Source organism: Serratia sp. NPDC087055, from assembly GCF_044900985.1.
In the GTDB taxonomy this organism is placed as follows: Bacteria; Pseudomonadota; Gammaproteobacteria; order Enterobacterales; family Enterobacteriaceae; genus Serratia.
The window spans coordinates 93591-118137 of the sequence record NZ_JBJDOG010000008.1; the positions used below are offsets into that span (position 1 = coordinate 93591).

Here is a 24547-nt window from a genome sequence, read left to right on the forward strand (position 1 = left end):
ATGACTGACTGGACATGATTGAGCGATTATAGGATAAAACGACTCAAATCTTCATCTGCTACCAGTTCATCCAGATGATTACGTACGTAATCCGCATCAATTGTAATGGATTGACCGTTAATTTCACTCGCATCATAGGAAATATCTTCCATCAGACGCTCAAGCACGGTGTGTAAGCGACGTGCACCGATGTTTTCGGTCGTTTCGTTAACCTGCCATGCGGCTTCAGCGATACGGCGGATGCCTTCAGCGGTGAATTCGATATTCACGCCTTCAGTACCCATCAGCGCTTTGTATTGCTCAGTCAACGACGCGCTTGGTTCGGTCAGGATACGCTCGAAATCTTCAGTGGTCAGCGCTTGCAGCTCAACGCGGATTGGCAGGCGGCCCTGCAGTTCCGGAATCAAGTCTGATGGGCTGGCGGTCTGGAACGCACCGGAAGCGATAAACAGAATGTGATCGGTTTTCACCATGCCGTGCTTGGTAGAGACAGTGCAGCCTTCCACCAGTGGCAGCAGGTCACGCTGCACGCCTTCACGAGACACGTCAGGACCGGAGCTTTGGCCACCACGCTTACAGATTTTGTCGATTTCGTCGATGAACACGATGCCGTGTTGCTCAACCGCTTCAATTGCTTGCTCTTTCAGCTCTTCCGGGTTAACCAGTTTGGCGGCTTCTTCTTCTACCAGCAGCTTGAAGGCTTCTTTGATCTTCAACTTACGTGGCTTCTGTTTTTGACCACCGAGGTTTTGGAACATTGATTGCAGCTGGTTGGTCATCTCTTCCATGCCGGGAGGTGCCATGATTTCTACACCCATCGGCGCAGCAGCCAGATCGATCTCAATTTCTTTGTCGTCCAACTGGCCTTCACGCAGTTTCTTGCGGAATGCCTGGCGAGCAGCAGACGGCTCTTGATGTTCTTCCGCCTGGCCCCAGTTGTTCTTGGCCGGTGGGATCAGCACGTCGAGAATGCGTTCTTCCGCCAGTTCTTCGGCACGGGTACGGTTCTTATCGATCGACTGCAAGCGCACCATTTTGATCGCGGCATCGGTCAGATCGCGGATAATCGAATCCACTTCTTTGCCGACGTAGCCCACTTCGGTGAACTTGGTGGCTTCAACCTTGATGAACGGGGCGTTAGCCAGTTTTGCCAGACGACGGGCAATTTCAGTTTTACCGACACCGGTCGGGCCGATCATAAGAATATTCTTTGGCGTGACTTCATGGCGCAGCATCTCGTTAAGCTGCATCCGGCGCCAGCGGTTACGCAGGGCAATGGCAACGGCACGCTTGGCTTTGTTCTGGCCAATGATGTAGCTGTCCAGTTCGCTGACGATCTCGCGCGGGGTCATTTCAGACATAGTATTCGATCCTTACGCTTTGGAAGGCAATTCTTCAATGGTGTGGAAATGGTTGGTGTAAATACAGATATCACCGGCGATGTTGAGGGACTTATCAACAATTTCGCGGGCGCTCAGTTCGGTATTTTCCAACATCGCACGAGCGGCTGCCTGGGCGTACGGGCCGCCGGAGCCAATCGCAATCAAATCGTTTTCAGGCTGGATCACGTCACCGTTGCCGGTGATGATCAGCGAAGAGTGTTCATCTGCGACAGCCAGCAGGGCTTCGAGTTTGCGCAGCATGCGGTCAGTACGCCAGTCTTTCGCCAGTTCAACGGCGGCTTTCACCAGGTGACCTTGGTGCATTTCCAGCTTGCGCTCGAACAGCTCAAACAGCGTAAAGGCATCCGCTGTACCACCGGCAAAACCAGCAATCACTTTGTCGTTATACAGGCGACGTACTTTCTTGACGTTGCCCTTCATTACCGTATTGCCCAAGGTGGCCTGGCCATCGCCACCGATCACTACCTGGCCGTTGCGGCGTACGCTTACAATTGTTGTCACGAGCAGACCCTCGTTGAAGACGGAAAGAAGCCCTCGCAGCATCTGCTTGCGCAGACACTACGAGGCATATTGAGAGTATAGATGGGGGGGGATTGACGCTTTTCAACCCCCAACGGAGAGGGGAATGCAACTTGACATGCCTACGCCCTTCAGGCGCGACAGGGTTTTGTCCGCAACAGCCCGGCTGCTGTAAGGGCCGAGCACCACGCGATTCCAGCCACCACCCGCCGTAATGCGGCTTTCGATGCCTTCAAACGCCAGGCGTGCACGCACAGACTCTGCCTGATCGGTCGCACGGAATGAACCGCACTGCACCATCCACTTCTGCTTCGATTCTGGCTTGGTTTCCTGCTTGGCCGTTTCCTGACTGACTTCCGGCTTGGTCTCAGGTTTCGGCTGCGGTTTTGGTTCAGGGTGCTTAACCTGCACCGGCGGTTGTGTGACCGGTTGCGGTTTAGGTTTCGGCTGGGCCTGTTGCTGCACAGGTTGCGTCGTCGCGCCGTTGTTGAACGGATTACGCGGCTGCGTTACCTGTGGTTGCTGCTGTATGGGTTGTTGCTGTACCTGCTGTTGTTGCATTTGCTGCTGACGGTTATTGCGCGCTGCGGCTTGTGAAGGATCGTTATACGGCACTTCATTGAGCTGCGTTGGGCGCTGTTGCATATCCGCCTGCATCTGATCCAGCAGTTGGCGCTGTTCAGCCGTCAGCTGTGTTTTGGAACTGGCTTCGCCGCCGGCCGTAGGTTCGGTCGGGGTTTGTACGCCAATCTGACGATTTTCCAGCTCTTTGATGTAGCGCCAACGCTCTTCCGGTTTCGGCGGTAGGCCGTTACCCGGACGCGTGTTGTGCACAGGCAGCAGCGGCGCGTCATCCGGCTTGTTGTGCGTAATGAAATAGAGGCCACCGATAAAAATCACCAGCAGTGCGACGGCCAACGCCAACACGGTTTTGGAGACCTTCGGAGAACTGCGTTTTTTACGGCTGGGGGGTTTACGCTTAGCTCCTGCTGCGCGCCCACGGCTTACATAGTCTTTTTGTGCCACTATTATTCCGCTGTGTCCTGATGAGGGGATAAGTCCGTCATGTTACTGAACCCTAAAATATTTGACTAGCGTTTAGGGGCAGCGGTGCTGCCTCTGATAATCAATTCACTGTCCAAAAGCCGGGAGCCGCTTGCCACGGTCTGTCCGTGCAACTGCTCCAACAGCAACAGCATTGCTTGCTGGCCAATCTGGTAGCGCGGTTGAGCCACTGTGGTTAACGGTGGATCGCAATATTGCGCCAATTTGATGTCATCAAAGCCGACGATGGAAAGGTCTTGCGGTACGCGCAGCCCCATTTTTTTCGCCTGCGACAACACGCCGATCGCCATGACGTCACTGTGGCAGAAAATTGCCGTCGGTGGTTTTGGCTGTGCCATCAGCGCCGCCAGCGCCTGAGCGCCAGCTTCGTAGGTGAAATCACCCCGGGTAATATAGCTGCTTTCGACGCTAATGCCATTACGACGTAGCGCCTGAATGTAACCTTGCAACCGATAATGGCTGAGCGGCATCTGTTCAGGCCCGGCGACACAGGCGATTTGTTTGTGTCCGAGCTGATGTAAATAATGTACGGCTTCGAAGGCGGCCGTCAGATTATCGATGTGTACCGTCGGCAGTTCCAGTTCCGGAGCAAACTCGTTGGCCATCACCATCGGTGGCAGATTACGTTGTTCTTCTTTACTGGCATCGAAGGGTAAGTTTGAGCCGAGCAGCAGCATGCCGTCGATTTGTTTGGTAATAATCAGATTAACAAAGGTGCGTTCCTGCTGATTTTGCTGCGCACAGTCGCCAATGAGCACCAGATAGCCCTGTTGTGCCGCTGTTTGCTCGATCCCTTGGATCACGTCGGCAAAAAACGGATCGCAAATGTCGGGGACGATCACCAGGATGGTGCGGGATTCGTTGCGTTTGATATTACGGGAGAGGGCGTGGGGAGAATAGCCAACGGCCAGCACGGCCTGTTCCACTTTCTGACGCGTCGGCGTTGACACCTTTTCCGGATTCATCAACGCACGCGATACGGTTGCCGTTGAAACGCCCGCCATTTCGGCAACGTCTTTCATGGTTGCCATGGATAATTCTTTCTTGTGTTCCAACGCCTTTCTCCTTGCGTTAGCCCCATGCCAACGCGACTGCTTCAGTTTGCTCACAAATTCTGGCGTGCGGTGGTGTTGTTATGATTTAGCGCCATCCGCGCTTAAACATTCGGTCACGGTGCTGCAATCGGTGACAAAATTGCCTTCACAGACATTCTAAACAGAATATGTCCTGCCTTTGTTACCTAATTTGCATAAAAAGTGTGACCCAGGAAGGTTTTTTAGCGTTCGCTCGCAATTTCAAGGGTAAACGTTTGCATTGCATGAACTGAATCAGACTTTTCTGGGTTCAGCTGTCTATCGGATCGATGTCTAGCGTCCATTTCACCTTACGTGCCTGTGGCAGAGTGCCGACCAGTGGCAAGGAACTCTTCATCAACTGTTGTAACGCCCGCCGTGAAGGGTGTTGCAGCAAGAGCTGCCAGCGGAAGCGCCCACCGCGTTTCGATTGCAGTGCAGGAACTGGCCCCATCACCCAGAGCGAATCATCTTTTAGTGGGCTGGCTTCCAACAGATTACGCAGTTGCTGCAGGAATTGCGGCGCCTGCTGGTTATCGTGATCTTCCGAGCGCACGATGATATGACTGGTATACGGCGGAAGGAACACACTATTGCGTTCAGCCAGTGTCTGTTTGGCAAAGGCATCGTAGCCCTGTTGAAGCAGTATTTGCAGTAACGGGTGTTCCGGGTGGTGTGTTTGCAACAACACCTCACCCGCTTTTCCCGCACGGCCTGCTCGGCCTGAAACCTGGGTATACAACTGGGCAAAGCGCTCGGCGGACCGGAAGTCAGCAGAGAACAGTGCACCGTCAACGTCCAGAAGTGCCACTAACGTTACATCTGGGAAATGGTGGCCTTTTGCCAACATTTGAGTGCCGATCAAAATGCGTGAACCGCCACGGTGGATATCTGCCAGGTGCTGTTCGAGCGAGCCTTTACGGCTGGTGGTATCGCGATCGATACGGGTGATTGGCGTTTCTGGGAACAGTGGCGCCAGCTCATTTTCCAACTGCTCGGTGCCGACACCGACTGACACCAGATGCGTTGATCCGCACTGTGGGCACTGATGGGGCACGGGGCGTTGGCTGTCACAGTGGTGGCAGCGCAGTTGCCGCTGGTTCTGGTGAAAGGTGTAGTAATGATCGCAACGTTGGCATTCGGCGATCCAGCCGCATTCATGGCACAACAGCGCCGGTGCGTAGCCGCGTCGATTAAGGAACAGCATCACCTGATTGCCGGCTTTCAAATGGTGTTGCATGCTTTTCAGCAACGGCTGCGACAGACCCACTTTTAGAGGTAGCCCTTTCAGATCGATCAGGTGCTGCGTCGCGGGTTTGGCGTTTCCGGCGCGCTGGGTGAGTTTAAGCTGGCGATATTTGCCCAGTTGCACATTGTGCAAGGTTTCCAGCGCCGGCGTGGCGGTGCCCATCACCATGGGGATGTTTTCCTCACGGGCACGGAATACCGCCAGGTCGCGAGCGTGATAACGCCACCCTTCCTGCTGTTTATAAGAACTGTCGTGTTCTTCGTCGATGATGATCACGCCCAGGTTTGAAAACGGGGTAAACAGCGCCGAACGGGTGCCGATGACAATCGCTGCCTCGCCACTGCGGGCGCGCAGCCATACCGCCAGTCGCTCGCTGTCGTTGAGGCCGGAGTGCAGTACCTCCACCGGGGCGTTAAAGCGCTCGCGAAAGCGAGCAATGGTCTGCGGCGTCAGGCCGATTTCCGGCACCAGTACCAGCGCTTGCTTACCCTTGGCCAGAATGTTTTCCAGCACGCTGAGATAGACTTCAGTCTTGCCGGAACCCGTGACCCCGGCCAACAACCAGGTGGCGAACCGATCGTCTTCGCTGCGGATGGCGCCTACGGCCGTGGCCTGTTCGGTGTTGAGCCGCAGCCGTTCACCCAGTACTTCAAAGCCTGGCCGCCAGTCCTGAGTTGCGATTGTCTGGGCGCGTAAGTCGACTAATCCCTTAGCGCGTAACGCTTGCAACGCGCTTTCGGTTAACTCCAGCTCACTGACCTGATGACGATAGACAGGACGCTGCAGCAGCGCGGCGAGGGCCTGTTGCTGTTTAGGCGCACGTTTCAGGCTTTCCGGTAGGGTGGCACGGCCCTGCTCGGTGGCAAACCACTGCCATAATGGCGCGGTTTCGGCGGGCTTTCCCTGGCGCAGCAGGATCGGCAGTGCGTGAAACAGCACTTCGCCGATGGGGTAATGATAATAGTCACTGGCCCAGCATAGAATGCGCCACAGGCTGGGTGAGAACAGGGACGCATTGTCGATCACGCTGTCGATCGGCTTGAGTTTATCTAGCGGTAATTCGCTGGTCTCGCTACAGCCGGTGACGATACCTATTGCCCGTTGTTTGCCCCAGGGAACGCCCACGCGTGTGCCAACTACCGGCTGCAGATCTTGCGGCAGCAGATAGTCGAAAGTGCGGGCGAGGGGTACCGGCAAAGCAACGTGAACAACAGGCATGAGGTCATCCAGAGTAAAAAAACAGTCCATCAGTTTACACGGCGCATCGGCAAATGTACGGATCCGATTGCGCGGCACTTTTAATTCTGTATAATTTGCCGCCTTTGGTATAATTCGATACCAAATTTATTATCAACCACGTGTGGTGTCTGGCGAAACAGGGCTGGATAGCGACACGGCCTTAACTGAGGTTTCCCATGAAACAAGGTATCCACCCAAAATACGAATTAGTTACTGCTAACTGCTCTTGCGGTAACGTGATCAAAATCCGCTCTACCGTGGGTCACGATCTGAACCTGGACGTTTGTGGCGAATGCCACCCGTTCTACACTGGCAAGCAGCGTGACGTTGCTACCGGTGGCCGCGTTGACCGCTTCAACAAGCGTTTCAGCGTACCAGGCGCTAAGAAATAAGATTTCTTATCGTCAGATGAAAAAGGCGCCTTCGGCGCCTTTTTTCGTTTCTACCCTCTGCATTCGCAGACCGGCACTTAATATTCCCAGGTATCGGGATCCACACCCAATTCACGCATCAGCAGTTTCGCGGCTTCCGGGATTTCATCGCTGCGTTCTTTGCGCAGGTCTTCGTCGTTCGGCAGCGGCTGGCCGGTAAAGGCGTGCAGAAATGCTTCGCACAGCAATTCGCTGTTGGTGGCATGACGCAGGTTATTGACCTGGCGACGCGTCCGTTCATCGGTGAGGATTTTCAGAACCTTCAGCGGAATGGATACCGTGATTTTTTTTACTTGCTCGCTTTTTTTACCGTGTTCAGCGTAAGGGCTGACATACTCGCCGTTCCACTCAGCCATGGGACACCTTAAATTTGTCAGAAAAATTACAAAATTCTAAAAACCGGCCAATTATGCCCGATCTTCACTGTTCTCACTAAATAAATGTCAATTTTACGCGACCAGGGTCACTGAATGCTGACGATCAATAGGTGTCGCCTATGCATTCCGGGTTAACATCGTATCGTCATATCAAACTGGCATAATTTTAGCGGGTATTATGGCTTTGCTCAATCTATACGCAAAGAAGTTTAGATGTCCAGATGTATTGACGTCTATCGTTGCTGCGATTAATCTTTAGGCCTTATTCATCCGAATCCCGAGAGCCGAGAGACCCTATGACGCGTAAACCTGCCACGATTGCCGTACGTAGCGGCCTGAACGATGACGAACAGTACGGTTGCGTTGTTCCGCCGATCCACCTGTCCAGTACCTATAATTTTACTGATTTCAATCAGCCTCGTGCTCATGACTATTCACGCCGCGGTAACCCGACACGCGATGTGGTGCAGCGTGCACTGGCTGAGTTGGAAGGGGGGGCTGGGGCCGTGATGACCAGTAGCGGGATGTCGGCGATCCATCTGGTGACGACCGTGTTCCTGCAACCCGGCGATCTTCTGGTGGCTCCGCATGACTGTTATGGCGGTAGCTATCGTCTGTTCGACAGCCTGAGTAAGCGTGGTGCTTACCGCGTGCTGTTTGTCGATCAGGGGAATGAAACGGCATTACAGCAGGCGTTGGCGCAAAAGCCCAAGTTGGTACTGATTGAAAGCCCAAGTAATCCGCTATTGCGGGTGGTGGATATCGCCGCTATTTGTGACGCTGCCCATGCAGCAGGTGCGCTGACGGTGGTGGACAATACCTTCCTCAGCCCGGCATTGCAGCAGCCTATCAGCCTGGGGGCGGATTTGGTGGTGCACTCCTGCACCAAGTATCTCAATGGTCATTCTGACGTTGTGGCCGGAGCGGTCATCGCCAAAGATAAAGATCTGGCGGTTGAGCTGGCCTGGTGGGCCAATAATATCGGCGTGACGGGTGGTGCGTTCGACAGCTATTTACTGCTGCGTGGCATGCGTACGCTGTCACCACGCATTAAGGCAGCGCAACAAAACGCCGAAGCGATTGTCAGTTATTTACAGCAGCAACCCTTAGTGAAAAAGCTGTATCATCCTTCTCTGCCACAGAACCCTGGGCACGAGATTGCACGTCGTCAGCAACGCGGCTTTGGCGCGATGCTCAGCTTTGAACTGGACGGTGACGAAGCGCTATTGCGCCGTTTTCTGTCTGCCCTTGAGTTGTTTACTCTGGCAGAATCGTTGGGCGGCGTAGAAAGCCTGATCTCGCATGCAGCGACCATGACCCATGCAGGTATGGCGGCGGAAGCCCGTGCGGCGGCCGGTATTTCCGAAAGCCTGCTGCGTATCTCCGTGGGTATTGAAGACAGTGAAGATTTGATTGCCGATCTGGAACGAGCCTTCCAGGCGGCGGCAACGAGGTAAGCATGAATGCAATTGCGGTAGCAGGGCCGGTGAGCGGGCGTCAACTGCACAAGTTTGGCGGCAGTAGCCTGGCGGATGTGAAGTGTTATCTGCGGGTGGCCGGGATCATGGCCGAATACAGCCAGCCAGGCGACATGATGGTGGTGTCGGCGGCCGGCAGTACCACCAACCAACTGATTAGCTGGCTGAAGCTCAGCCAGAGCGATCGCCTTTCTGCACATCAGGTTCAGCAGACGTTACGCCGTTATCACAGCGAATTAATAAGCGGTCTGTTACCGCCGGAAACCGCTGAGCCATTGATCGCCGAATTTATTCAGGATCTGGAGCGTCTGGCAGTCTTGCTGGACGATAAGCTCGACGACGTCATCTACGCTGAGGTGGTTGGCCATGGCGAGATCTGGTCGGCACGCTTGATGGCGGCGGTACTGAACAAGCTGGACATGCAGGCGGCCTGGCTGGATGCGCGCGATTTCCTGCGTGCGGAACGCGCCGCTCAGCCGCAAGTTGACGAAGGCCGTTCTTATCCGTTGTTGCAACAGTTGTTGGCCCAACACCCGGGTAAACGTTTGGTGGTGACCGGCTTTATTTCACGCAACGACGCCGGTGAAACCGTGCTGTTGGGGCGTAACGGCAGTGACTATTCTGCAACCCAGGTCGGTGCGCTGGCCGGGGCGGAACGCGTGACCATTTGGAGTGACGTGGCAGGGGTTTACAGCGCCGACCCGCGCAAGGTAAAAGACGCTTGCCTGCTGCCACTGCTGCGTTTGGACGAAGCCAGTGAACTGGCGCGTTTGGCGGCACCTGTGCTGCACACCCGCACCCTGCAGCCGGTATCCGGCAGCGATATCGATCTTCAACTGCGTTGCAGTTATCAGCCGGAACAAGGCTCGACGCGTATCGAACGTGTACTCGCCTCTGGCACGGGTGCGAAGATTGTCACCAGTCATGATGATGTGTGCCTGATTGAGCTGAATGTTGCCAGCCAACATGATTTTAAGCTGGCACAGAAAGAACTGGATCTGGTGCTCAAGCGTGCGCAGATCAAACCGCTGGCGGTAGGTATTCATCCGGACCGTAACTTGATACAGCTATGCTACACCTCGGAAGTGGTGAACAGCGTACTGCGTACGTTGCAGGATACGGCGCTGCCGGGTGAACTGCAGCTGCGTGAAGGGTTGGCGCTGGTGGCGCTGGTGGGGGCCGGTGTGTGTAAGAACCCGCTGCACAGCCATCGTTTTTATCAACAGCTGAAAGACCAACCGGTAGAGTTTATTTGGCAATCCGAAGATGGCATCAGTATGGTGGCGGTGCTGCGCAAGGGGCCTACCGGGTTACTGATTCAGGGCCTGCACCAAAGCCTGTTCCGTGCCGAGAAACGTATTGGTCTGGTGCTGTTCGGCAAAGGCAATATCGGTGCACGTTGGCTGGAGCTGTTTGCCCGCGAGCAGAAAAATATTTCCGCCCGCAGCGGGTTTGAGTTCAGCCTGGCTGGCGTGGTGGACAGTCGCCGCAGCTTGCTGAACTACGATGGCCTGGACGCCAGCCGCGCATTGGCATTCTTTGAAGACGAAGCGCAAGAACTGGACGAAGAGTCACTGTTCCTGTGGATGCGTGCGCACCCGTTTGACGATTTGGTGGTGCTTGATGTCACCGCCAGTGAAAGTCTGGCTGAGCAGTATCTGGATTTCGCCAGCTATGGTTTCCATGTGATCAGTGCCAATAAGCTTGCGGGGGCATCCTGTAGCGACAACTATCGCCAAATTCGCGATGCCTTCGCCAAAACGGGCCGCCATTGGTTGTATAACGCCACGGTTGGTGCGGGCCTGCCTGTCAATCATACGGTACGAGACCTGCGCGACAGCGGTGACAGCATTCTGGCGATAAGCGGCATCTTCTCGGGTACGCTTTCCTGGTTGTTCCTGCAGTTCGACGGCACGGTGCCGTTCACCGAGCTGGTGGATCAGGCGTGGCAGCAGGGGCTGACAGAACCGGATCCACGGGTTGACCTCTCTGGTCAGGACGTGATGCGTAAGCTGGTGATCCTGGCGCGTGAGGCGGGTTACGATATTGAACCGAACCAGGTACGGGTCGAATCGCTGGTGCCTGCAGGGGCTGAACAGGGCTCTGTCGATCAGTTCTTCGAAAACGGCGATGCGCTGAATCAGCAAATGCTGCAACGTTTTGAGGCCGCCAATGAAATGGGGCTGGTGCTGCGACACGTGGCGCGCTTCGATGCCAATGGCAAGGCGCGTGTCGGCGTGGAGGCAGTGCGTCCTGAGCACCCGCTGGCGTCGCTGTTGCCGTGTGATAACGTGTTTGCCATCGAAAGCCGTTGGTACCGAGACAATCCACTGGTGATCCGCGGTCCGGGTGCGGGTCGTGATGTCACCGCCGGTGCGATCCAGTCAGACCTTAACCGTTTGGCGCAACTGCTTTAATTTCCTTGTGGGTGCGGATCCTCCGCACCCCTCGTTTTTCCTGCCATAATTATCCTTGTTTTGAATATGAAATTCTTTCTCTTAACGGGTGAGGATTAATCACCTTATTTCCCTCATTTTCCTGTTGACTCTTTAGCCAACATACGGCATTTTCTATCTAGACGTCTAAACGTATAGACGCTTATTAAAATAAAGCAGAACAGTGATCGATAAGAGGCGGACAGGGTATGAGTTTTTTTCACGCAAACCAGCGGGAAGCGCTGAATCAGAGTCTGGCGGAGTTAAACGGTCAGATTAACGTATCATTCGAGTTCTTCCCGCCGCGCACCAGCGAGATGGAAGACACCCTGTGGCAGTCCATCGATCGTCTGAGCAGCCTGAAACCTAAATTTGTCTCTGTGACTTATGGCGCAAACTCCGGTGAGCGTGATCGTACCCATAGCATTATCAAAGGGATTAAGGATCGTACAGGCCTGGATGCGGCTCCCCACCTGACCTGTATCGATGCCAGCCCAGATCAGCTGCGTGAGATTGCGACCGACTATTGGAACAGCGGTATTCGCCATATTGTGGCACTGCGTGGTGACTTGCCACCGGGCGGCGGAAAGCCCGACATGTACGCTACCGATTTGGTGGCTTTGCTTAAAGATGTCGGTGATTTCGACATTTCGGTTGCGGCTTATCCTGAAGTGCATCCAGAAGCCAAAAGCCCGCAGGCGGACCTGATTAACCTGAAGCGTAAAATCGATGCTGGTGCGAACCGTGCGATTACCCAGTTCTTTTTCGATGTGGAAAGCTACCTGCGGTTTCGTGACCGTTGCGTTGCGACCGGCATTGACGTGGAAATTGTGCCGGGCATTCTGCCGGTGTCCAACTTCAAGCAATTACAGCGTTTTGCCACCATGACCAACGTGCGGGTGCCGAGCTGGATGACCAGCATGTTTGAAGGGCTGGATGACGATGCCGAAACCCGCAAAATGGTCGGTGCCAATATCGCGATGGACATGGTGAAGATCCTCAGCCGCGAAGGGGTGAAAGACTTCCATTTCTATACGCTGAACCGCGCCGAGATGAGCTATGCCATTTGCCACACGCTGGGTGTGCGTCCGGCGGCTATTGCCTAATTTTATTGATGAATGATGAAAAGGGCGCTGTGTAATGACAGCGCCCTTTTTATTGGAAAAAAACGGCCCCTGAAAGCAGGGGCCGTACTTTGTCGCTTAACCTAGCCGGTATTACGCATCCCGGCGGCAACGCCGGCAATGGTGACCATTAGCGCTTGCTCAACGCGGGCATCTGGCTGTTCTTGCTGGCGTGAACGGTGTAACAGTTCAGCCTGCAGTACGTTCAGCGGATCGGTATACACGTTACGCAGCGCGATGGATTCGGCGATCCACGGCAGATCCTCCATCAGGTGTGCATCATTGGCAATTGTCAGCACCACTTTGATGTCGCTCGCCAATTGGTCGCGTAACTGTTTGCCAAGTGGCCACAGTGACTTATCGACCAGACGTTGATCGTAGTATTCCGCTAACCACAGGTCTGCTTTGGCGAAGACCATTTCCAGCATCGCGATGCGGGTAGAGAAGAACGGCCAGTCGCGGCACATCGCTTCCAATTGATCCTGCTTGCCGGCTTTTACCGCTTCTTGCAAGCCGGCGCCGGCACCCAGCCAGGCGGGCAGCATCAGCCGGTTCTGAGTCCAGGCGAAGATCCACGGGATAGCGCGTAGGCTCTCTACGCCGCCGTTTGGCTTGCGCTTGGCCGGACGTGAGCCCAGAGGCAGTTTGCCCAACTCCAATTCCGGCGTTGCAGCGCGGAAATATGGCACAAACTCCGGATTCTCGCGTACGTAGCCGCGGTACATGTTGCATGAGGTGTCTGACAACTCATCCATCAACGTGCGCCACTCTTTCTTCGGTTCTGGCGGCGGCAACAGGTTGGCCTCCAAAATTGCGCCAGTGTAAAGCGCCAGGCTGCTGATGGTGACTTCCGGCAGACCAAATTTGAAGCGGATCATCTCACCCTGTTCGGTGACGCGCAGGCCGCCTTTCAGACTGCCCGGCGGTTGCGACAGCAATGCCGCATGCGCCGGTGCACCGCCACGGCCAATTGAGCCACCGCGGCCGTGGAACAGCGTCAGTGCCACGCCAGCCTTCTCACAGGTTTTGATCAGCGCATCTTGCGCGCGGTACTGCGCCCACGATGCTGCCATTACCCCGGCGTCTTTCGCCGAATCAGAATAGCCAATCATCACCATCTGTTTGCCCTGGATAAAGCCGCGGTACCAGTCAATATTCAGCAACTGGGTCATTACGTCGTCGGCGTTATTCAGGTCGTCGAGGGTTTCGAACAGCGGTGCGACTGGCAGCGCGAATGGGCAGCCGGCTTCTTTCAGCAACAGATGCACCGCCAGCACGTCAGAGGGGGTGCGAGCCATCGAAATCACGTAGGCGGCGATTGACCCCTGGGGGGCTTCGGCGATCACCCGACAGGTTTCCAGCACTTCCTGGGTGTCGGCGCTCGGTTCCCACTTCAGCGGTACCAGCGGGCGTTTGGAGTTCAGTTCGCGGATCAGGAATGCCTGTTTATCGGCTTCCGACCAGCTTTCGTAATCACCCAGGCCGAGATAGCGCGTCAGTTCGGCGATGGCTTCAGTGTGGCGTGTGCTTTCCTGGCGAACATCGATACGCACCAGGGGGACACCAAAGCAGCGTACGCGGCGTAAGGTATCGAGCAACTGGCCATTGGCGATGATGCTCATACCACAAGCCTGCAGTGACTGGTAACAGGCAAACAGCGGTTCCCACAGTTGCTCGTTATTGACCAGCAGGTCATGCGGTTTCAGTACACGCTCGCCTTTAAGGCGGCCTTCCAGATAAGCCTGAGAACTCATCAGCTGGCTGCGCAATTGCTTCATGATCTCGCGGTACGGTTCCTGCACTTCGTCACCACCGGCACGTGCACGCAGTTCCGGCGTACATTCGGTCATCGACAGCTCAGATACCAGCACCTGAATATCGCGGGTGAACAAGTCGCAGGCCTTCCAGCGGCTCAGCAGCAGCACGTGTCGGGTAATTTCGGCAGTGACATTGGGGTTGCCATCGCGGTCACCGCCCATCCAGGAGGTGAAGCGTACTGGTACGGCTTCTGCCGGCAGGCTGTAATCGATGGAGTTTTCCAACTGTTCGTTGAATTCGCGCAGGAAGGCAGGCACACCTTCCCACAGGCTGTTTTCGACTACCGCAAAGCCCCATTTCGCTTCATCGATAGGTGATGGGCGATGCTTACGGATCTCGTCGGTATGCCATGACTGGGCGACCAATTGACGCAGGCGGCGCATGATCTTGTTGCGCTCGTAATCGGCCAGATCGTTATGGTCCAGTTGGCTGAGGCAAGTGTTAACTTCAACCAGCTTGTGGATCAGGGTGCGGCGGGTAATTTCCGTCGGGTGCGCGGTCAGCACCAGCTCAATGGAAAGCTGAGATACCGCATTTTGCAGCTCTTTGGTGCTGAGCTTTTTGTCTTTCAGACGAGTGAATAACTGGGCCAACGCCTCTGGGTTGCTGGCCGCCTCGCCATTGGGCGAAATGCTGTGGTACTGCTCGGCGACGTTCGTCAGATTGAGAAACTGACTGAATGCACGCGCAACGGGCAGCAACTCGTCGTTGGACAGGTTTTGTAAGGTAGAAAGCAGCTCTTGGCGATGCGCTTCGTTACCTGCACGTGAAGATTTGGAAAGCTTACGGATAGTTTCAACGCGATCGAGAATATGCTCGCCCAGCGCTTCTTTGATGGTATCGCCGAGCAATTTGCCGAGCATACTGACATTACTTCGCATTGCCGAATATTGTTCGTTCATATAACCCCTGACCCAGTTCTGTATTTACCCTTCATCTTTCAAGCCGCAGCAGCGTTGGCTTCACGCTCCCATCTCTGTCACTGGGTTGATCCAGGCTCCAGGGGATTTACGTGTTAGCCGCGTGACTGTGTCCTGAAATCTATTGGGTAGATGATTTTTATCTTGTAAGTAAATTTCACGTGCCAGGCGAAGAGCGCCTGTTTCATCTCGCCACGTTCCTGTCCAATCGTCAATTGACACTATTTTTAGCAAAAAAACATCAAAATCGGCGCATTTTCTGAAATTTAATTACGGCGCACCGGTTATCAGTCTGGCTTATTTCATTATTTTTCTACTTCTTAAGTGGTAGGGCGATGATAAATCATCAACCCTGGCCTACGTAAGGTTTATTGGCGGCAGAAGTGATCAACCAACTGACCCAGCAGCTTGCGCGTGGGTTCGATAAAGCCGGTATCAATGTATTCATCTGGCTGATGCGCTTGGTCGATAGAACCGGGGCCCAGCACCAGCGTCGGGCAGACCTGTTGGACGAAGGGGGCCTCGGTGCAATAGTTGACCACTTGCGTGCGGGTACCCAGCAGTTTCTCGATCACCGCCACCATATGATGGTCGGTTGGGCACTCGTAACCCGGTACCGACGCATGGAGCTCTTCAATGCTTAGGCGCCCCGGCCAACGCTGGCTCACCGGCTCCAGTGTCTGATGCATCAATTCATTGATGTTGTCGAGCGTCATACCTGGCAATGGGCGGATGTCCAGATGCAGTTCACAGCAGGCGCAAATGCGGTTGGCTGCGTCACCGCCGCTGATATGACCGAAGTTCATGGTTGGATAAGGTACGGCGAAGGCTGGGTTGTTGTAGCGCTCCTGCAGTGTTTTACGCAGTTCCATCAGACGGCCAATAGTGTCATGCATCAGATCGATGGCATTCACGCCGCGTGCGGGATCGCTTGAGTGGCCAGACTGGCCGACGATACGGATAGCATTGGCCATATGGCCTTTATGCGCGCGCACCGGTTGCAGCGAGGTCGGTTCACCGATAATAGCGAAATCTGGACGGATGCTGGTTGAAGCCGCGAAATAACGTGCTCCGGCCATCGTCGTTTCTTCATCTGCGGTGGCTAGAATGTATAACGGCTTGGTCAGCTGGCTGGCGTCGATGTCACGTACCGCATCCAGAATAAAGGCAAAGAAGCCTTTCATGTCGGCGGTGCCCAGCCCGTAAAGCTTATTGTCGTGCTCGGTCAACGTGAAGGGATCGCGCGTCCAGCGGCCTTCGTCGTAAGGCACGGTATCGGTATGACCCGCGAGCAGCAGGCCGCCGCTGCCTTCACCAATGCTCGCCAGCAGATTGAATTTTTTGCGACTATCCGGCACTGGCTGCACGTCGACACGGAAGCCTAAATCGGCAAACCATCCGGCCAGCAAGTTGATTAATGCTTCATTACTCTGATCGAGGGCGCCATCAGTGGCGCTGATCGACGGAGTGGCGATCAACGCCCGGTACAGCTCAATAAATGGAGGTAATTTCATCTTCACTGTTGACAGCCTTTGGTTAGGTTGGTATCAATATTCATGCATTTATTGTGAATAAAAATACAGTAAGCTGGAGCGTAAGGGAACCCGATTCCCGGATGATTATAAAAACATCAACGCTCGACCTCGTGGGTGAACGGCGAAACAACGCTGGTGAGCCTGGAAACCTGGGTCGAATACGACCCTACGCACGTCAAGAAGGTGAAAGGCCCCATGTTGAATACGCTGATTGTCGGTGCCAGCGGTTATGCCGGAGCAGAGCTCACGGCGTACCTCAATCGTCACCCACACATGAACATAACCGCTTTAGCGGTTTCAGCGCAAAGTGCAGATGCAGGAAAATTGCTTTCCGATTTGCACCCCCAGTTAAAAGGGATTGTCGATCTGCCATTACAGCCGCTGGTTGACGTTGCCAAAGCCGCCGAAGGTATCGACGTGGTGTTTTTGGCCACGGCACACGAGGTGAGTCACGATATTGCGCCAGCTTTCCTGGCCGCAGGTTGCGTGGTGTTCGATCTGTCGGGTGCATTCCGTGTGAAAGATGCCGCGTTCTACAGCCAATATTACGGTTTTGAACATCAGCACGCTGATTTGCTGGACCAGGCTGTCTATGGCTTGGCTGAGTGGCAGAGCGAAAAAATTAAACAGGCACAGCTGATTGCCGTACCGGGTTGCTACCCGACGGCGGCGCAATTGGTGTTGAAGCCGCTGATCGATCAAGGTTTGCTAAACCTTGAGCAGTGGCCAGTGATCAACGCGACCAGTGGCGTCAGCGGTGCCGGCAGAAAGGCCAGCGTCACGACCAGCTTCTGTGAAGTGAGCCTGCAGCCCTACGGTATTTTCAACCACCGTCATCATCCAGAAATCGTCGCGCACTTGGGCGTGCCGGTCATCTTTACGCCACATTTGGGTAATTTCCCGCGTGGTATTCTCGAAACCATCACTTGCCGCCTTAACGCCGGTGTGACCGCGCAGGACGTGGCAGCCGTGTATCACGCTGCTTACGACGATAAACCGCTGGTGCGGTTGTACGACCAGGGCGTGCCGGCGCTGAAGTCGGTGGTCGGGCTGCCATTCTGTGATATCGGCTTTGCCGTGCAAGGCGAGCATCTGATTGCTGTGGCGGCGGAAGACAACCTGTTGAAAGGCGCTGCCGCTCAGGCGGTGCAATGCTTGAATATCCGTTTTGGGTTCCCGGAAACCCAGTCATTACTTTAATGAATCACCAGCGTGGGATGTAAACAGCGATGAATCCGTTAATTATCAAGTTAGGTGGCGTGTTATTAGACAGTGAAGAGGCGCTGGAGCGTTTGTTTACCGCGTTGGACAGCTACCGCCAGCAGCATCAGCGCCCGCTGGTGATCGTCCACGGCGGCGGTTGCGTGGTGGATGAGCTGATGAAACAGCTTTCTTTACCGGTGGTGAAAAAAAATGGCCTGCGTGTGACCCCGGCCGATCAAATCGGCATTATCACTGGCGCGCTGGCGGGCACTGCCAACAAAACCTTGCTGGCATGGGCGGTCAAGCACCAGATTAATGCCGTGGGCCTGAGCCTGGCAGATGGCGGCAGCGTCACCGTGACCCCGCTTGATCCGGCGCTGGGACACGTTGGTAACGCGCAGCCGGGCACCCCGGCGCTGCTCAATACCCTGCTGGGCGCCGGTTATTTGCCGGTGATCAGCTCCATCGGTATTACTGCCGATGGGCAGTTGATGAATGTAAACGCCGATCAGGCGGCGACGGCTTTAGCCGCGACGCTGGGTGCGGATTTGATCCTGCTGTCGGATGTCAGTGGCATCCTCGACGGTAAAGGGCAACGCATCGCAGAAATGACGGCGCAAAAAGCGGAACAACTGATTGCCCAGGGCATCATCACTGATGGTATGGTGGTGAAGGTGAATGCGGCGCTCGATGCGGCCCGCACCCTCGGTCGCCCGGTAGATATCGCCAGTTGGCGCCATGCCGATCAGCTTCCTGCACTGTTTAACGGCGTGTCAATTGGCACCCGGATCCTCGCTTAAATTTAGAATTAAAAAGGAAAAGACCATGCAAAACAAAGGCATCAAAAAAATCGTTCTGGCGTACTCTGGCGGTCTGGATACTTCAGCCATCATTCCATGGCTGAAAGAGAACTACGGCGGTTGCGAAGTCGTCGCGTTCGTAGCAGATATCGGTCAGGAGCGCGGCGATCTGGAAGGTGTGGAGCAAAAAGCCCTGCAATCCGGTGCCTCTGAGTGTCACGTGGTTGACCTGCGTGAAGAATTCATCCGTGATTATGTTTACCCTGTGCTGCAAACCGGTGCCTTGTATGAAGGCAGCTACCTGCTAGGTACTTCAATGGCACGCCCGATTATTGCTAAAGCGCAGGTTGAGCTGGCGCTGAAAGTCGGTGCTGACGCGTTGTGTCACGGTGCAACCGGTAAAGGTAACGACCAGGTCCGTTTCGAAACGACTTACACCGCGCTGGCACCACACCTGAAAGTCGTCGCACCTTGGCGTGAGTGGAACCTGCGTTCCCGTGAAGCGCTGTTGGACTACCTGAAAGAACGTAATATTCCGACGACTGCGTCGCTGGAGAAAATTTACAGCCGTGACGAAAACGCCTGGCATATCTCGACGGAAGGCGGCGTGCTGGAAAGCCCATGGAATGCACCGAACAAAGACTGCTGGGTCTGGACCGTAGACCCGCAGGAAGCGCCGGATCAGCCTGAACACGTGACCATCACCGTAGAGAAAGGCTGTGTGGTGGCGGTGAATGGCGAAGCATTGAGCCCGTATAAATGTTTGGAAACCCTGAACGTGTTGGGCGCCAAGCATGGCGTGGGCCGTATCGATATCGTAGAGAACCGTCTGGTGGGTATCAAATCCCGTGGCTGCTACGAAACCCCGGGCGGCACCATCATGGTTGCTGCACTGCGTGGTGTCGAGCAACTGGTTCTGGATCGCGATAGCTTCAAATGGCGTGAGCAACTGGGCCTGGAAATGTCCTACGTGGTTTACGATGGGCGTTGGTTTGCCCCACTGCGTCGCTCACTGCAGGCTTCTGCTGAGGCACTGGCCGAAGAAGTTAACGGCGAAGTTGTGCTGCAGTTGTACAAAGGTCAGGTGACGGCGATTCAGAAAAAATCTGCCAACAGCCTGTACTCGGAAGAGTTTGCCACCTTCGGTGAAGACGAAGTTTACGATCACAGCCACGCGGGCGGCTTTATCCGTCTGTTCTCTCTCTCTTCACGTATTCGTGCGCTGAACGAGAAAAAGAATAAATAATCGATTGGCGTGACTCTGCAAGGGCGCAGCATGCTGCGCCCTTTCGTATAAAATTTATACCCTAAATAATTTGAGTTGCAGGAAGGCGGCAAGAGCGTGAGTCCCGATGAGCTTATATCGGTAAGTGATTCGGGCGAGCGCGCGCAGCCAACACATCTGCAGCTCGAAGTATGACGGGTACAGGAGTAAAGGTATGGCACTTTGGGGCGGACGGTTCACTCAGGCGGCAGATCAGCGGTTCAAACAATTAAACGATTCTCTGCGCTTTGATTATCGCTTGGCGGAACAGGACATTGTGGGCTCCGTGGCCTGGTCGAAAGCGCTGGTTACCGTCAACGTATTGACGGCAACCGAGCAGCAACAGCTTGAGCAGGCATTGAACGGACTGTTGGCAGAAGTGCAGGCCGATCCGCAGGCGATTGTCAGCAGCGATGCTGAAGATATTCACAGCTGGGTGGAGCAGAAGCTGATCGACAAAGTCGGCGATCTGGGCAAGAAATTGCACACCGGGCGTAGCCGTAACGATCAGGTCGCGACCGATCTGAAGCTGTGGTGTAAAGAGCAGATTGGCGATTTGCATCAGGCCATCGTGCAGTTGCAACAGGCGCTGGTGGAAACGGCCGAAGCCAACCAAGATGCCGTGATGCCGGGCTATACCCACCTGCAGCGTGCTCAGCCGGTGACCTTTGCCCATTGGTGTTTGGCCTATGTGGAAATGCTGGCGCGTGACGAAAGCCGCCTGCAGGATACGTTGAAGCGTCTGGACGTCAGCCCGTTGGGCAGTGGCGCATTAGCAGGTACCGCCTACCCGATTGACCGCGAGCAACTGGCCGGCTGGCTGGGTTTTGCCTCGGCAACCCGTAACAGCCTGGACAGCGTTTCCGACCGCGACCACGTGCTGGAACTGTTATCCAATGCCTCCATTAGCATGGTGCACCTGTCGCGCTTTGCCGAAGACCTGATCTTCTTCAACAGTGGTGAAGCGGCCTTTGTCGATCTGTCTGATCGTGTGACGTCGGGCTCCTCGCTGATGCCGCAAAAGAAAAACCCGGATGCGCTGGAGCTGATCCGCGGTAAATGTGGCCGTGTACAGGGCGCATTGACCGGCATGATGATGACGTTGAAAGGCCTACCACTGGCGTACAACAAAGACATGCAGGAAGACAAGGAAGGGCTGTTCGACGCGTTGGATACCTGGATGGATTGCCTGCAAATGGCGGCACTGGTGCTGGATGGCATTCAAGTGAAGCGTCCGCGTTGTAAAGAAGCGGCGGAACAGGGTTATGCCAACTCGACCGAACTGGCGGATTATCTGGTCGCGAAAGGCGTGCCGTTCCGTGAGGCGCACCATATTGTCGGCGAAGCGGTAGTGGAAGCCATCCGTCAGGGTAAGGCGCTGGAAGCCCTGCCGTTGACCGATTTGCAGAAATTCAGCGCGGTGATTGGTGACGACGTGTACCCGATTCTGGCACTGCAGTCTTGTCTGGACAAACGTTCGGCCAAGGGGGGCGTTTCTCCTCAGCAGGTCGCCAGTGCGATCGCCGCAGCGAAACAGCGTTTGGCTTAAGTAGCGAAAGGGCAGCCCAGCGCTGCCCTTATCGATTATTCCGCCAACCGAGCACACAGATAGCGGTTCAGGCTGACGCCTTCTTCTATAGCGCTAATCGCCAGACGGCGATGTTGTTCCGATGTCATACGCAGTACCAGCTTGCCGCTGAAGTTTTTTTCTGCCAGTGGCTGAGGCGGTATTTCCCCCTGCGTGAGCATGTCGTTGATCACCTCGCGAACCAGCTTCTCAATGCCATCCAGCGCTGCGGTGCGGGTTGTGGCTAGCCATGACAGGGACGGAAATTCGGTACAGAGCCCGACATACTCGTTGTCCGCCACCGACCAGGTGATGCGATAAGTGTAATGCTCATACTTTTCCATGCTCTTCCTCCATTCTGGTCAATGCGGCAATAACCTGTTTAACCTGATACACCTTTGCCATGCCGCTGTTTCCGCGTTGTATATTGATCCGGGGATCTCCCGGCCAGGGCATGCGGTAAACTCGGTGACTACCACTCCCCAAGCGCGGTTCACCAAACCAGTGCGTACATATTTTCACTAACTCGGTAAACCTGATGCTGCTTTGTCGTCGTTGTAGATCGACAATGACACACCTGATTCCTTTCATGTTTGCATCTTATTTTAGTACTGTTATTGATATCACTTCAATGTTTAAGTATAAAAAATGACCGGGCGGGTGCGGAGTCGCAAGTAGGTGGGGAATAGAATGGAATAGGGTGCACAATAAAACCGGGCGCGATGGCCCGGCGGGTATTGATGGGGAAGGAAAAGATTACTCGCCCGGGCAGCGTTGACAGCGCTCCACCTCGGCCTCGCCCAGCTTGAGTTTTGCCTGCAGATCGCGAAGTGCGGTGCGCAGCCCTTCTTCTATCACTGGGTGATAGAACGGCATGTCCAGCATCTGGTTAATGGTCATTTGCTGTTGGTGCGCCCAAGCCAGCAGGTGAGCGATATGCTCAACGTCTGGCCCCATCATTTCTGCGCCGAGGAAACGCCCTGTGCCTTGTTCGCCGTAGACGTGCAGAATGCCCTTGTTACGCAGCATCACCCGTGAACGTCCTTGGTTTTCGAACGAGACTTCACCGATTTCAAAACAGCCGCAGGCGCTGAATTTCTCGTTAAGTTCGCGGAAGGTGGAGCCCACCATGGCGATCTGCGGATCGGAAAATACCACCGAGATCGCGCTGCGGCGCAGGCCTGGAGTGACTTCCGGGAAGCTACCGGCATTGCTTCCGGCAATGCGTGCCTGATCGCTGGCTTCGTGCAGCAGCGGCAGTTGGTTGCTGGCGTCACCCGCGATAAAGATATGCGGCACGTTGGTTTGCATCGTCAGACGGTCGGCCTGTGGCACTCCCCGGCTATCGAGTAGCAGGCGGGTGTTTTCCAGGCCCAGATTATCGACGTTCGGTCGGCGACCGGTGGCGGCCAGGACGTAATCCACCATGATATCCTGCGGGTTACCCTGCAGATCACGATAGCGGATAAATACCTTGTCGCCTTCGCGTTGCATCATCTCCACTTTCACGTCGGCATCGAGATAGAACTCTTCACCCAAGGCGTTGGCGGCGTAATTGCGTACGGCGCTGTCAGTTAATGGACCGACGGCGCCGCCAACGCCAAATACCTTGGTTTCTACTCCGAACCGATGCAGCGCCTGGCCCAGTTCCAAACCAATTACGCCTGGCCCGAACACGGCCACAGATTGTGGCAGGTCATCCCAATTGAAGACGTCGTCATTGACGATCAGCTTGTCACCCAGACCATTCCAGGCTGCTGGCCAGCTTGGGCGGGAACCGGTGGCGATAACGATGCGTTGGGCTACGATGCGAGTGTGTTCATCCACCTGCAGAGTGTTATCGTCGATAAAGCGGGCGTAACCCTGAATTTTGTCGACGGCCGGGATCTCGTCTACACCCTCCAGTACAAAGCCGACGAAGCGATCGCGCTCGCGTTTAACGCGGTCCATGACCTCGCGGCCGTTAACGGTGGGTTTACCGGCAGGATAAACGCCAAAGCCCGGAGCACGTTCGATTTGATGCACTGCCTCAGCGGCAGCAATCAGTAATTTGGATGGCATGCAGCCAACGCGTGCGCAGGTGGTGCCATAAGCTCCGCCCTCGATCATCACTACGCTTGGGGTGGCAAGCTTGGCGGCGCGATAGGCACCCAGACCGGCGGTACCGCCGCCGATGACCGCGACGTCAACATTCAACTGTTTCATATCCGCTCCTGAAAGCTAAAAAAAGGGCGGGCCGGAGCCCGCCAAAGTTCACGTTGGCTTTGTTATTACTTATAAATCAGGCTGACAGGAAAGTTTCCAGGTCATCGCTGCCGCCAATATGGCGACCGCCGATAAACACCTGCGGTACGGTGGCACGACCGGTGACGGCGCGCAGGCTCACCGTTGTGGCGTCCTGACCCAGTACGATCTCTTCATACTGGATGCCACGTTCTTGCAGCATTTGTTTGGCCTTGGCGCAGAATGGGCAGCCCGGTTTGGTAAACAGGGAGACCGACTCTTGTACTTTGAATTCCGGTGCCAAATATTTCAGCATGGTGTCGGCATCGGACACTTCAAACGGGTCGCCCGGCTTGTTAGGTTCGACGAACATTTTTTCTACTACGCCATTGCGCACCAGCATCGAATAACGCCATGAGCGTGGGCCAAAGCCCAAATCGGCTTTCTCGACCAGCATGTTCATGCCTTTGGTGAACTCACCGTTGCCGTCTGGCACGAAGGTGATGTTTTCAGCATGTTGATCGGCTTTCCAGGCATTCATCACAAAGGTGTCGTTTACCGAGACGCACAGGATGCTGTCAACGCCGTGTTGTTTGAATACGCTGGACAGCTCGTTGTAGCGCGGCAAGTGGCTGGAAGAGCAGGTTGGGGTGAATGCACCCGGCAGCGAAAAGACGATGACAGTTTTATCTTTGAACAGGTCATCGGTGGTGACGTCAATCCATTGGTCGCCCTGACGGGTATGGAAGGTAACCTGAGGAACTTTTTTGCCTTCTTGACTGGTAAACATGAATTAACCCCTTAATTAGGAAAAATAATTTTTA

19 protein-coding genes are annotated in these 24547 nt (G+C 55.0%); 8 read left to right on the top strand and 11 right to left on the bottom strand.

Annotated features, from left to right (window positions below; translation table 11 throughout):
* Positions 1-26: 26 nt before the first annotated feature.
* The 5 genes from hslU to priA form a co-directional block, all read right to left on the bottom strand.
* The gene (gene hslU, locus ACI2J2_RS23400) at positions 27-1361 is read right to left on the bottom strand and encodes an HslU--HslV peptidase ATPase subunit (RefSeq protein WP_209640023.1); all 1335 of its coding nucleotides are present in this window, start codon (positions 1359-1361) and stop codon (positions 27-29) included.
* A 12-nt stretch (positions 1362-1373) separates the two neighbouring features.
* The gene (hslV, locus tag ACI2J2_RS23405) at positions 1374-1904 is read right to left on the bottom strand and encodes an ATP-dependent protease subunit HslV (protein ID WP_004953184.1); all 531 of its coding nucleotides are present in this window, start codon (positions 1902-1904) and stop codon (positions 1374-1376) included.
* A 102-nt stretch (positions 1905-2006) separates the two neighbouring features.
* A complete protein-coding gene (gene ftsN, locus ACI2J2_RS23410; protein ID WP_209640020.1) occupies positions 2007-2948 on the bottom strand; it encodes a cell division protein FtsN in 942 nt (313 codons plus the stop codon).
* Between the two features lie 65 nt (positions 2949-3013).
* Positions 3014-4042: a DNA-binding transcriptional regulator CytR gene (gene cytR, locus ACI2J2_RS23415; RefSeq protein ID WP_209640016.1), complete on the bottom strand. Its 1029-nt coding sequence runs from the start codon at positions 4040-4042 to the stop codon at positions 3014-3016.
* A gap of 289 nt (positions 4043-4331) precedes the next feature.
* The gene (gene priA, locus ACI2J2_RS23420; RefSeq protein WP_404760941.1) at positions 4332-6527 is read right to left on the bottom strand and encodes a primosomal protein N'; all 2196 of its coding nucleotides are present in this window, start codon (positions 6525-6527) and stop codon (positions 4332-4334) included.
* Between the two features lie 197 nt (positions 6528-6724).
* On the opposite strand from priA, the gene rpmE reads away from it, so the two are divergent.
* Positions 6725-6940: a 50S ribosomal protein L31 gene (gene rpmE, locus ACI2J2_RS23425; protein WP_209640010.1), complete on the top strand. Its 216-nt coding sequence runs from the start codon at positions 6725-6727 to the stop codon at positions 6938-6940.
* A 77-nt stretch (positions 6941-7017) separates the two neighbouring features.
* Here the strand turns inward: rpmE and metJ are convergent, their stop codons facing one another.
* Complete coding sequence (gene metJ, locus ACI2J2_RS23430; protein ID WP_012147461.1) at positions 7018-7335, bottom strand: met regulon transcriptional regulator MetJ; 318 nt, start codon at positions 7333-7335, stop codon at positions 7018-7020.
* A 317-nt stretch (positions 7336-7652) separates the two neighbouring features.
* On the opposite strand from metJ, the gene metB reads away from it, so the two are divergent.
* The 3 genes from metB (at position 7653) to metF (ending at position 12375) form a co-directional block, all read left to right on the top strand.
* A complete protein-coding gene (gene metB, locus ACI2J2_RS23435) occupies positions 7653-8813 on the top strand; it encodes a cystathionine gamma-synthase (protein WP_209640007.1) in 1161 nt (386 codons plus the stop codon).
* A gap of 2 nt (positions 8814-8815) precedes the next feature.
* Entirely contained in the window at positions 8816-11251 is a 2436-nt protein-coding gene (locus ACI2J2_RS23440; RefSeq protein WP_209640004.1) for a bifunctional aspartate kinase/homoserine dehydrogenase II, read from the top strand.
* Between the two features lie 227 nt (positions 11252-11478).
* Positions 11479-12375 carry a methylenetetrahydrofolate reductase gene (gene metF / locus ACI2J2_RS23445; RefSeq protein WP_265556737.1) on the top strand — a complete coding sequence of 299 codons (897 nt, stop codon included), beginning with the start codon at positions 11479-11481 and terminating at the stop codon, positions 12373-12375.
* Positions 12376-12476: 101 nt separating this feature from the next.
* Here metF and ppc read toward each other — a convergent pair whose 3' ends face one another.
* Both ppc and argE read right to left on the bottom strand, forming a co-directional pair.
* A complete protein-coding gene (ppc, locus tag ACI2J2_RS23450) occupies positions 12477-15113 on the bottom strand; it encodes a phosphoenolpyruvate carboxylase (RefSeq protein WP_209639998.1) in 2637 nt (878 codons plus the stop codon).
* A 386-nt stretch (positions 15114-15499) separates the two neighbouring features.
* Positions 15500-16645 (bottom strand): acetylornithine deacetylase, encoded by a 1146-nt coding sequence (gene argE / locus ACI2J2_RS23455; RefSeq protein ID WP_209639995.1) that lies wholly within the window; start codon positions 16643-16645, stop codon positions 15500-15502.
* Between the two features lie 216 nt (positions 16646-16861).
* Here argE and argC point away from each other — a divergent pair, with 216 nt between their 5' ends.
* The 4 genes from argC to argH all read left to right on the top strand — a co-directional run bounded on the left by argC (position 16862) and on the right by argH (position 21482).
* Positions 16862-17866, top strand: coding sequence for an N-acetyl-gamma-glutamyl-phosphate reductase (gene argC, locus ACI2J2_RS23460; RefSeq protein ID WP_404760946.1), 1005 nt, complete (start codon positions 16862-16864; stop codon positions 17864-17866).
* Positions 17867-17895: 29 nt separating this feature from the next.
* Entirely contained in the window at positions 17896-18669 is a 774-nt protein-coding gene (argB, locus tag ACI2J2_RS23465) for an acetylglutamate kinase (protein ID WP_404760942.1), read from the top strand.
* A gap of 25 nt (positions 18670-18694) precedes the next feature.
* Positions 18695-19915 (top strand): argininosuccinate synthase, encoded by a 1221-nt coding sequence (locus tag ACI2J2_RS23470; protein ID WP_209639989.1) that lies wholly within the window; start codon positions 18695-18697, stop codon positions 19913-19915.
* 193 nt (positions 19916-20108) lie between these two features.
* Complete coding sequence (gene argH / locus ACI2J2_RS23475; RefSeq protein ID WP_209639986.1) at positions 20109-21482, top strand: argininosuccinate lyase; 1374 nt, start codon at positions 20109-20111, stop codon at positions 21480-21482.
* Positions 21483-21517: 35 nt separating this feature from the next.
* On the opposite strand, the gene ACI2J2_RS23480 is transcribed toward argH, so the two are convergent.
* The 3 genes from ACI2J2_RS23480 to ACI2J2_RS23490 form a co-directional block, all read right to left on the bottom strand.
* A complete protein-coding gene (locus ACI2J2_RS23480) occupies positions 21518-21844 on the bottom strand; it encodes a type II toxin-antitoxin system HicB family antitoxin (RefSeq protein WP_209639983.1) in 327 nt (108 codons plus the stop codon).
* 412 nt (positions 21845-22256) lie between these two features.
* Positions 22257-23705 carry a dihydrolipoyl dehydrogenase gene (locus ACI2J2_RS23485; protein ID WP_404760943.1) on the bottom strand — a complete coding sequence of 483 codons (1449 nt, stop codon included), beginning with the start codon at positions 23703-23705 and terminating at the stop codon, positions 22257-22259.
* A 76-nt stretch (positions 23706-23781) separates the two neighbouring features.
* Positions 23782-24513 (bottom strand): glutathione peroxidase, encoded by a 732-nt coding sequence (locus ACI2J2_RS23490; protein ID WP_209639977.1) that lies wholly within the window; start codon positions 24511-24513, stop codon positions 23782-23784.
* Positions 24514-24547: the final 34 nt, after the last annotated feature.

Bases quoted from the DNA above. Each gene is read 5' to 3' on its own strand.
- hslU (WP_209640023.1), bottom strand. From the start codon at position 1,361: ATGTCTGAAATGACCCCGCGCGAGATCGTCAGCGAACTGGACAGCTAC.
- priA (WP_404760941.1), bottom strand. From the start codon at position 6,527: ATGCCTGTTGTTCACGTTGCTTTGCCGGTACCCCTCGCCCGCACTTTC.
- rpmE (WP_209640010.1), top strand. From the start codon at position 6,725: ATGAAACAAGGTATCCACCCAAAATACGAATTAGTTACTGCTAACTGC.
- metJ (WP_012147461.1), bottom strand. From the start codon at position 7,335: ATGGCTGAGTGGAACGGCGAGTATGTCAGCCCTTACGCTGAACACGGT.
- metB (WP_209640007.1), top strand. From the start codon at position 7,653: ATGACGCGTAAACCTGCCACGATTGCCGTACGTAGCGGCCTGAACGAT.
- ACI2J2_RS23440 (WP_209640004.1), top strand. From the start codon at position 8,816: ATGAATGCAATTGCGGTAGCAGGGCCGGTGAGCGGGCGTCAACTGCAC.
- metF (WP_265556737.1), top strand. From the start codon at position 11,479: ATGAGTTTTTTTCACGCAAACCAGCGGGAAGCGCTGAATCAGAGTCTG.
- ppc (WP_209639998.1), bottom strand. From the start codon at position 15,113: ATGAACGAACAATATTCGGCAATGCGAAGTAATGTCAGTATGCTCGGC.
- argE (WP_209639995.1), bottom strand. From the start codon at position 16,645: ATGAAATTACCTCCATTTATTGAGCTGTACCGGGCGTTGATCGCCACT.
- argC (WP_404760946.1), top strand. From the start codon at position 16,862: ATGTTGAATACGCTGATTGTCGGTGCCAGCGGTTATGCCGGAGCAGAG.
- argB (WP_404760942.1), top strand. From the start codon at position 17,896: ATGAATCCGTTAATTATCAAGTTAGGTGGCGTGTTATTAGACAGTGAA.
- ACI2J2_RS23470 (WP_209639989.1), top strand. From the start codon at position 18,695: ATGCAAAACAAAGGCATCAAAAAAATCGTTCTGGCGTACTCTGGCGGT.
- argH (WP_209639986.1), top strand. From the start codon at position 20,109: ATGGCACTTTGGGGCGGACGGTTCACTCAGGCGGCAGATCAGCGGTTC.
- ACI2J2_RS23480 (WP_209639983.1), bottom strand. From the start codon at position 21,844: ATGGAAAAGTATGAGCATTACACTTATCGCATCACCTGGTCGGTGGCG.
- ACI2J2_RS23485 (WP_404760943.1), bottom strand. From the start codon at position 23,705: ATGAAACAGTTGAATGTTGACGTCGCGGTCATCGGCGGCGGTACCGCC.
- ACI2J2_RS23490 (WP_209639977.1), bottom strand. From the start codon at position 24,513: ATGTTTACCAGTCAAGAAGGCAAAAAAGTTCCTCAGGTTACCTTCCAT.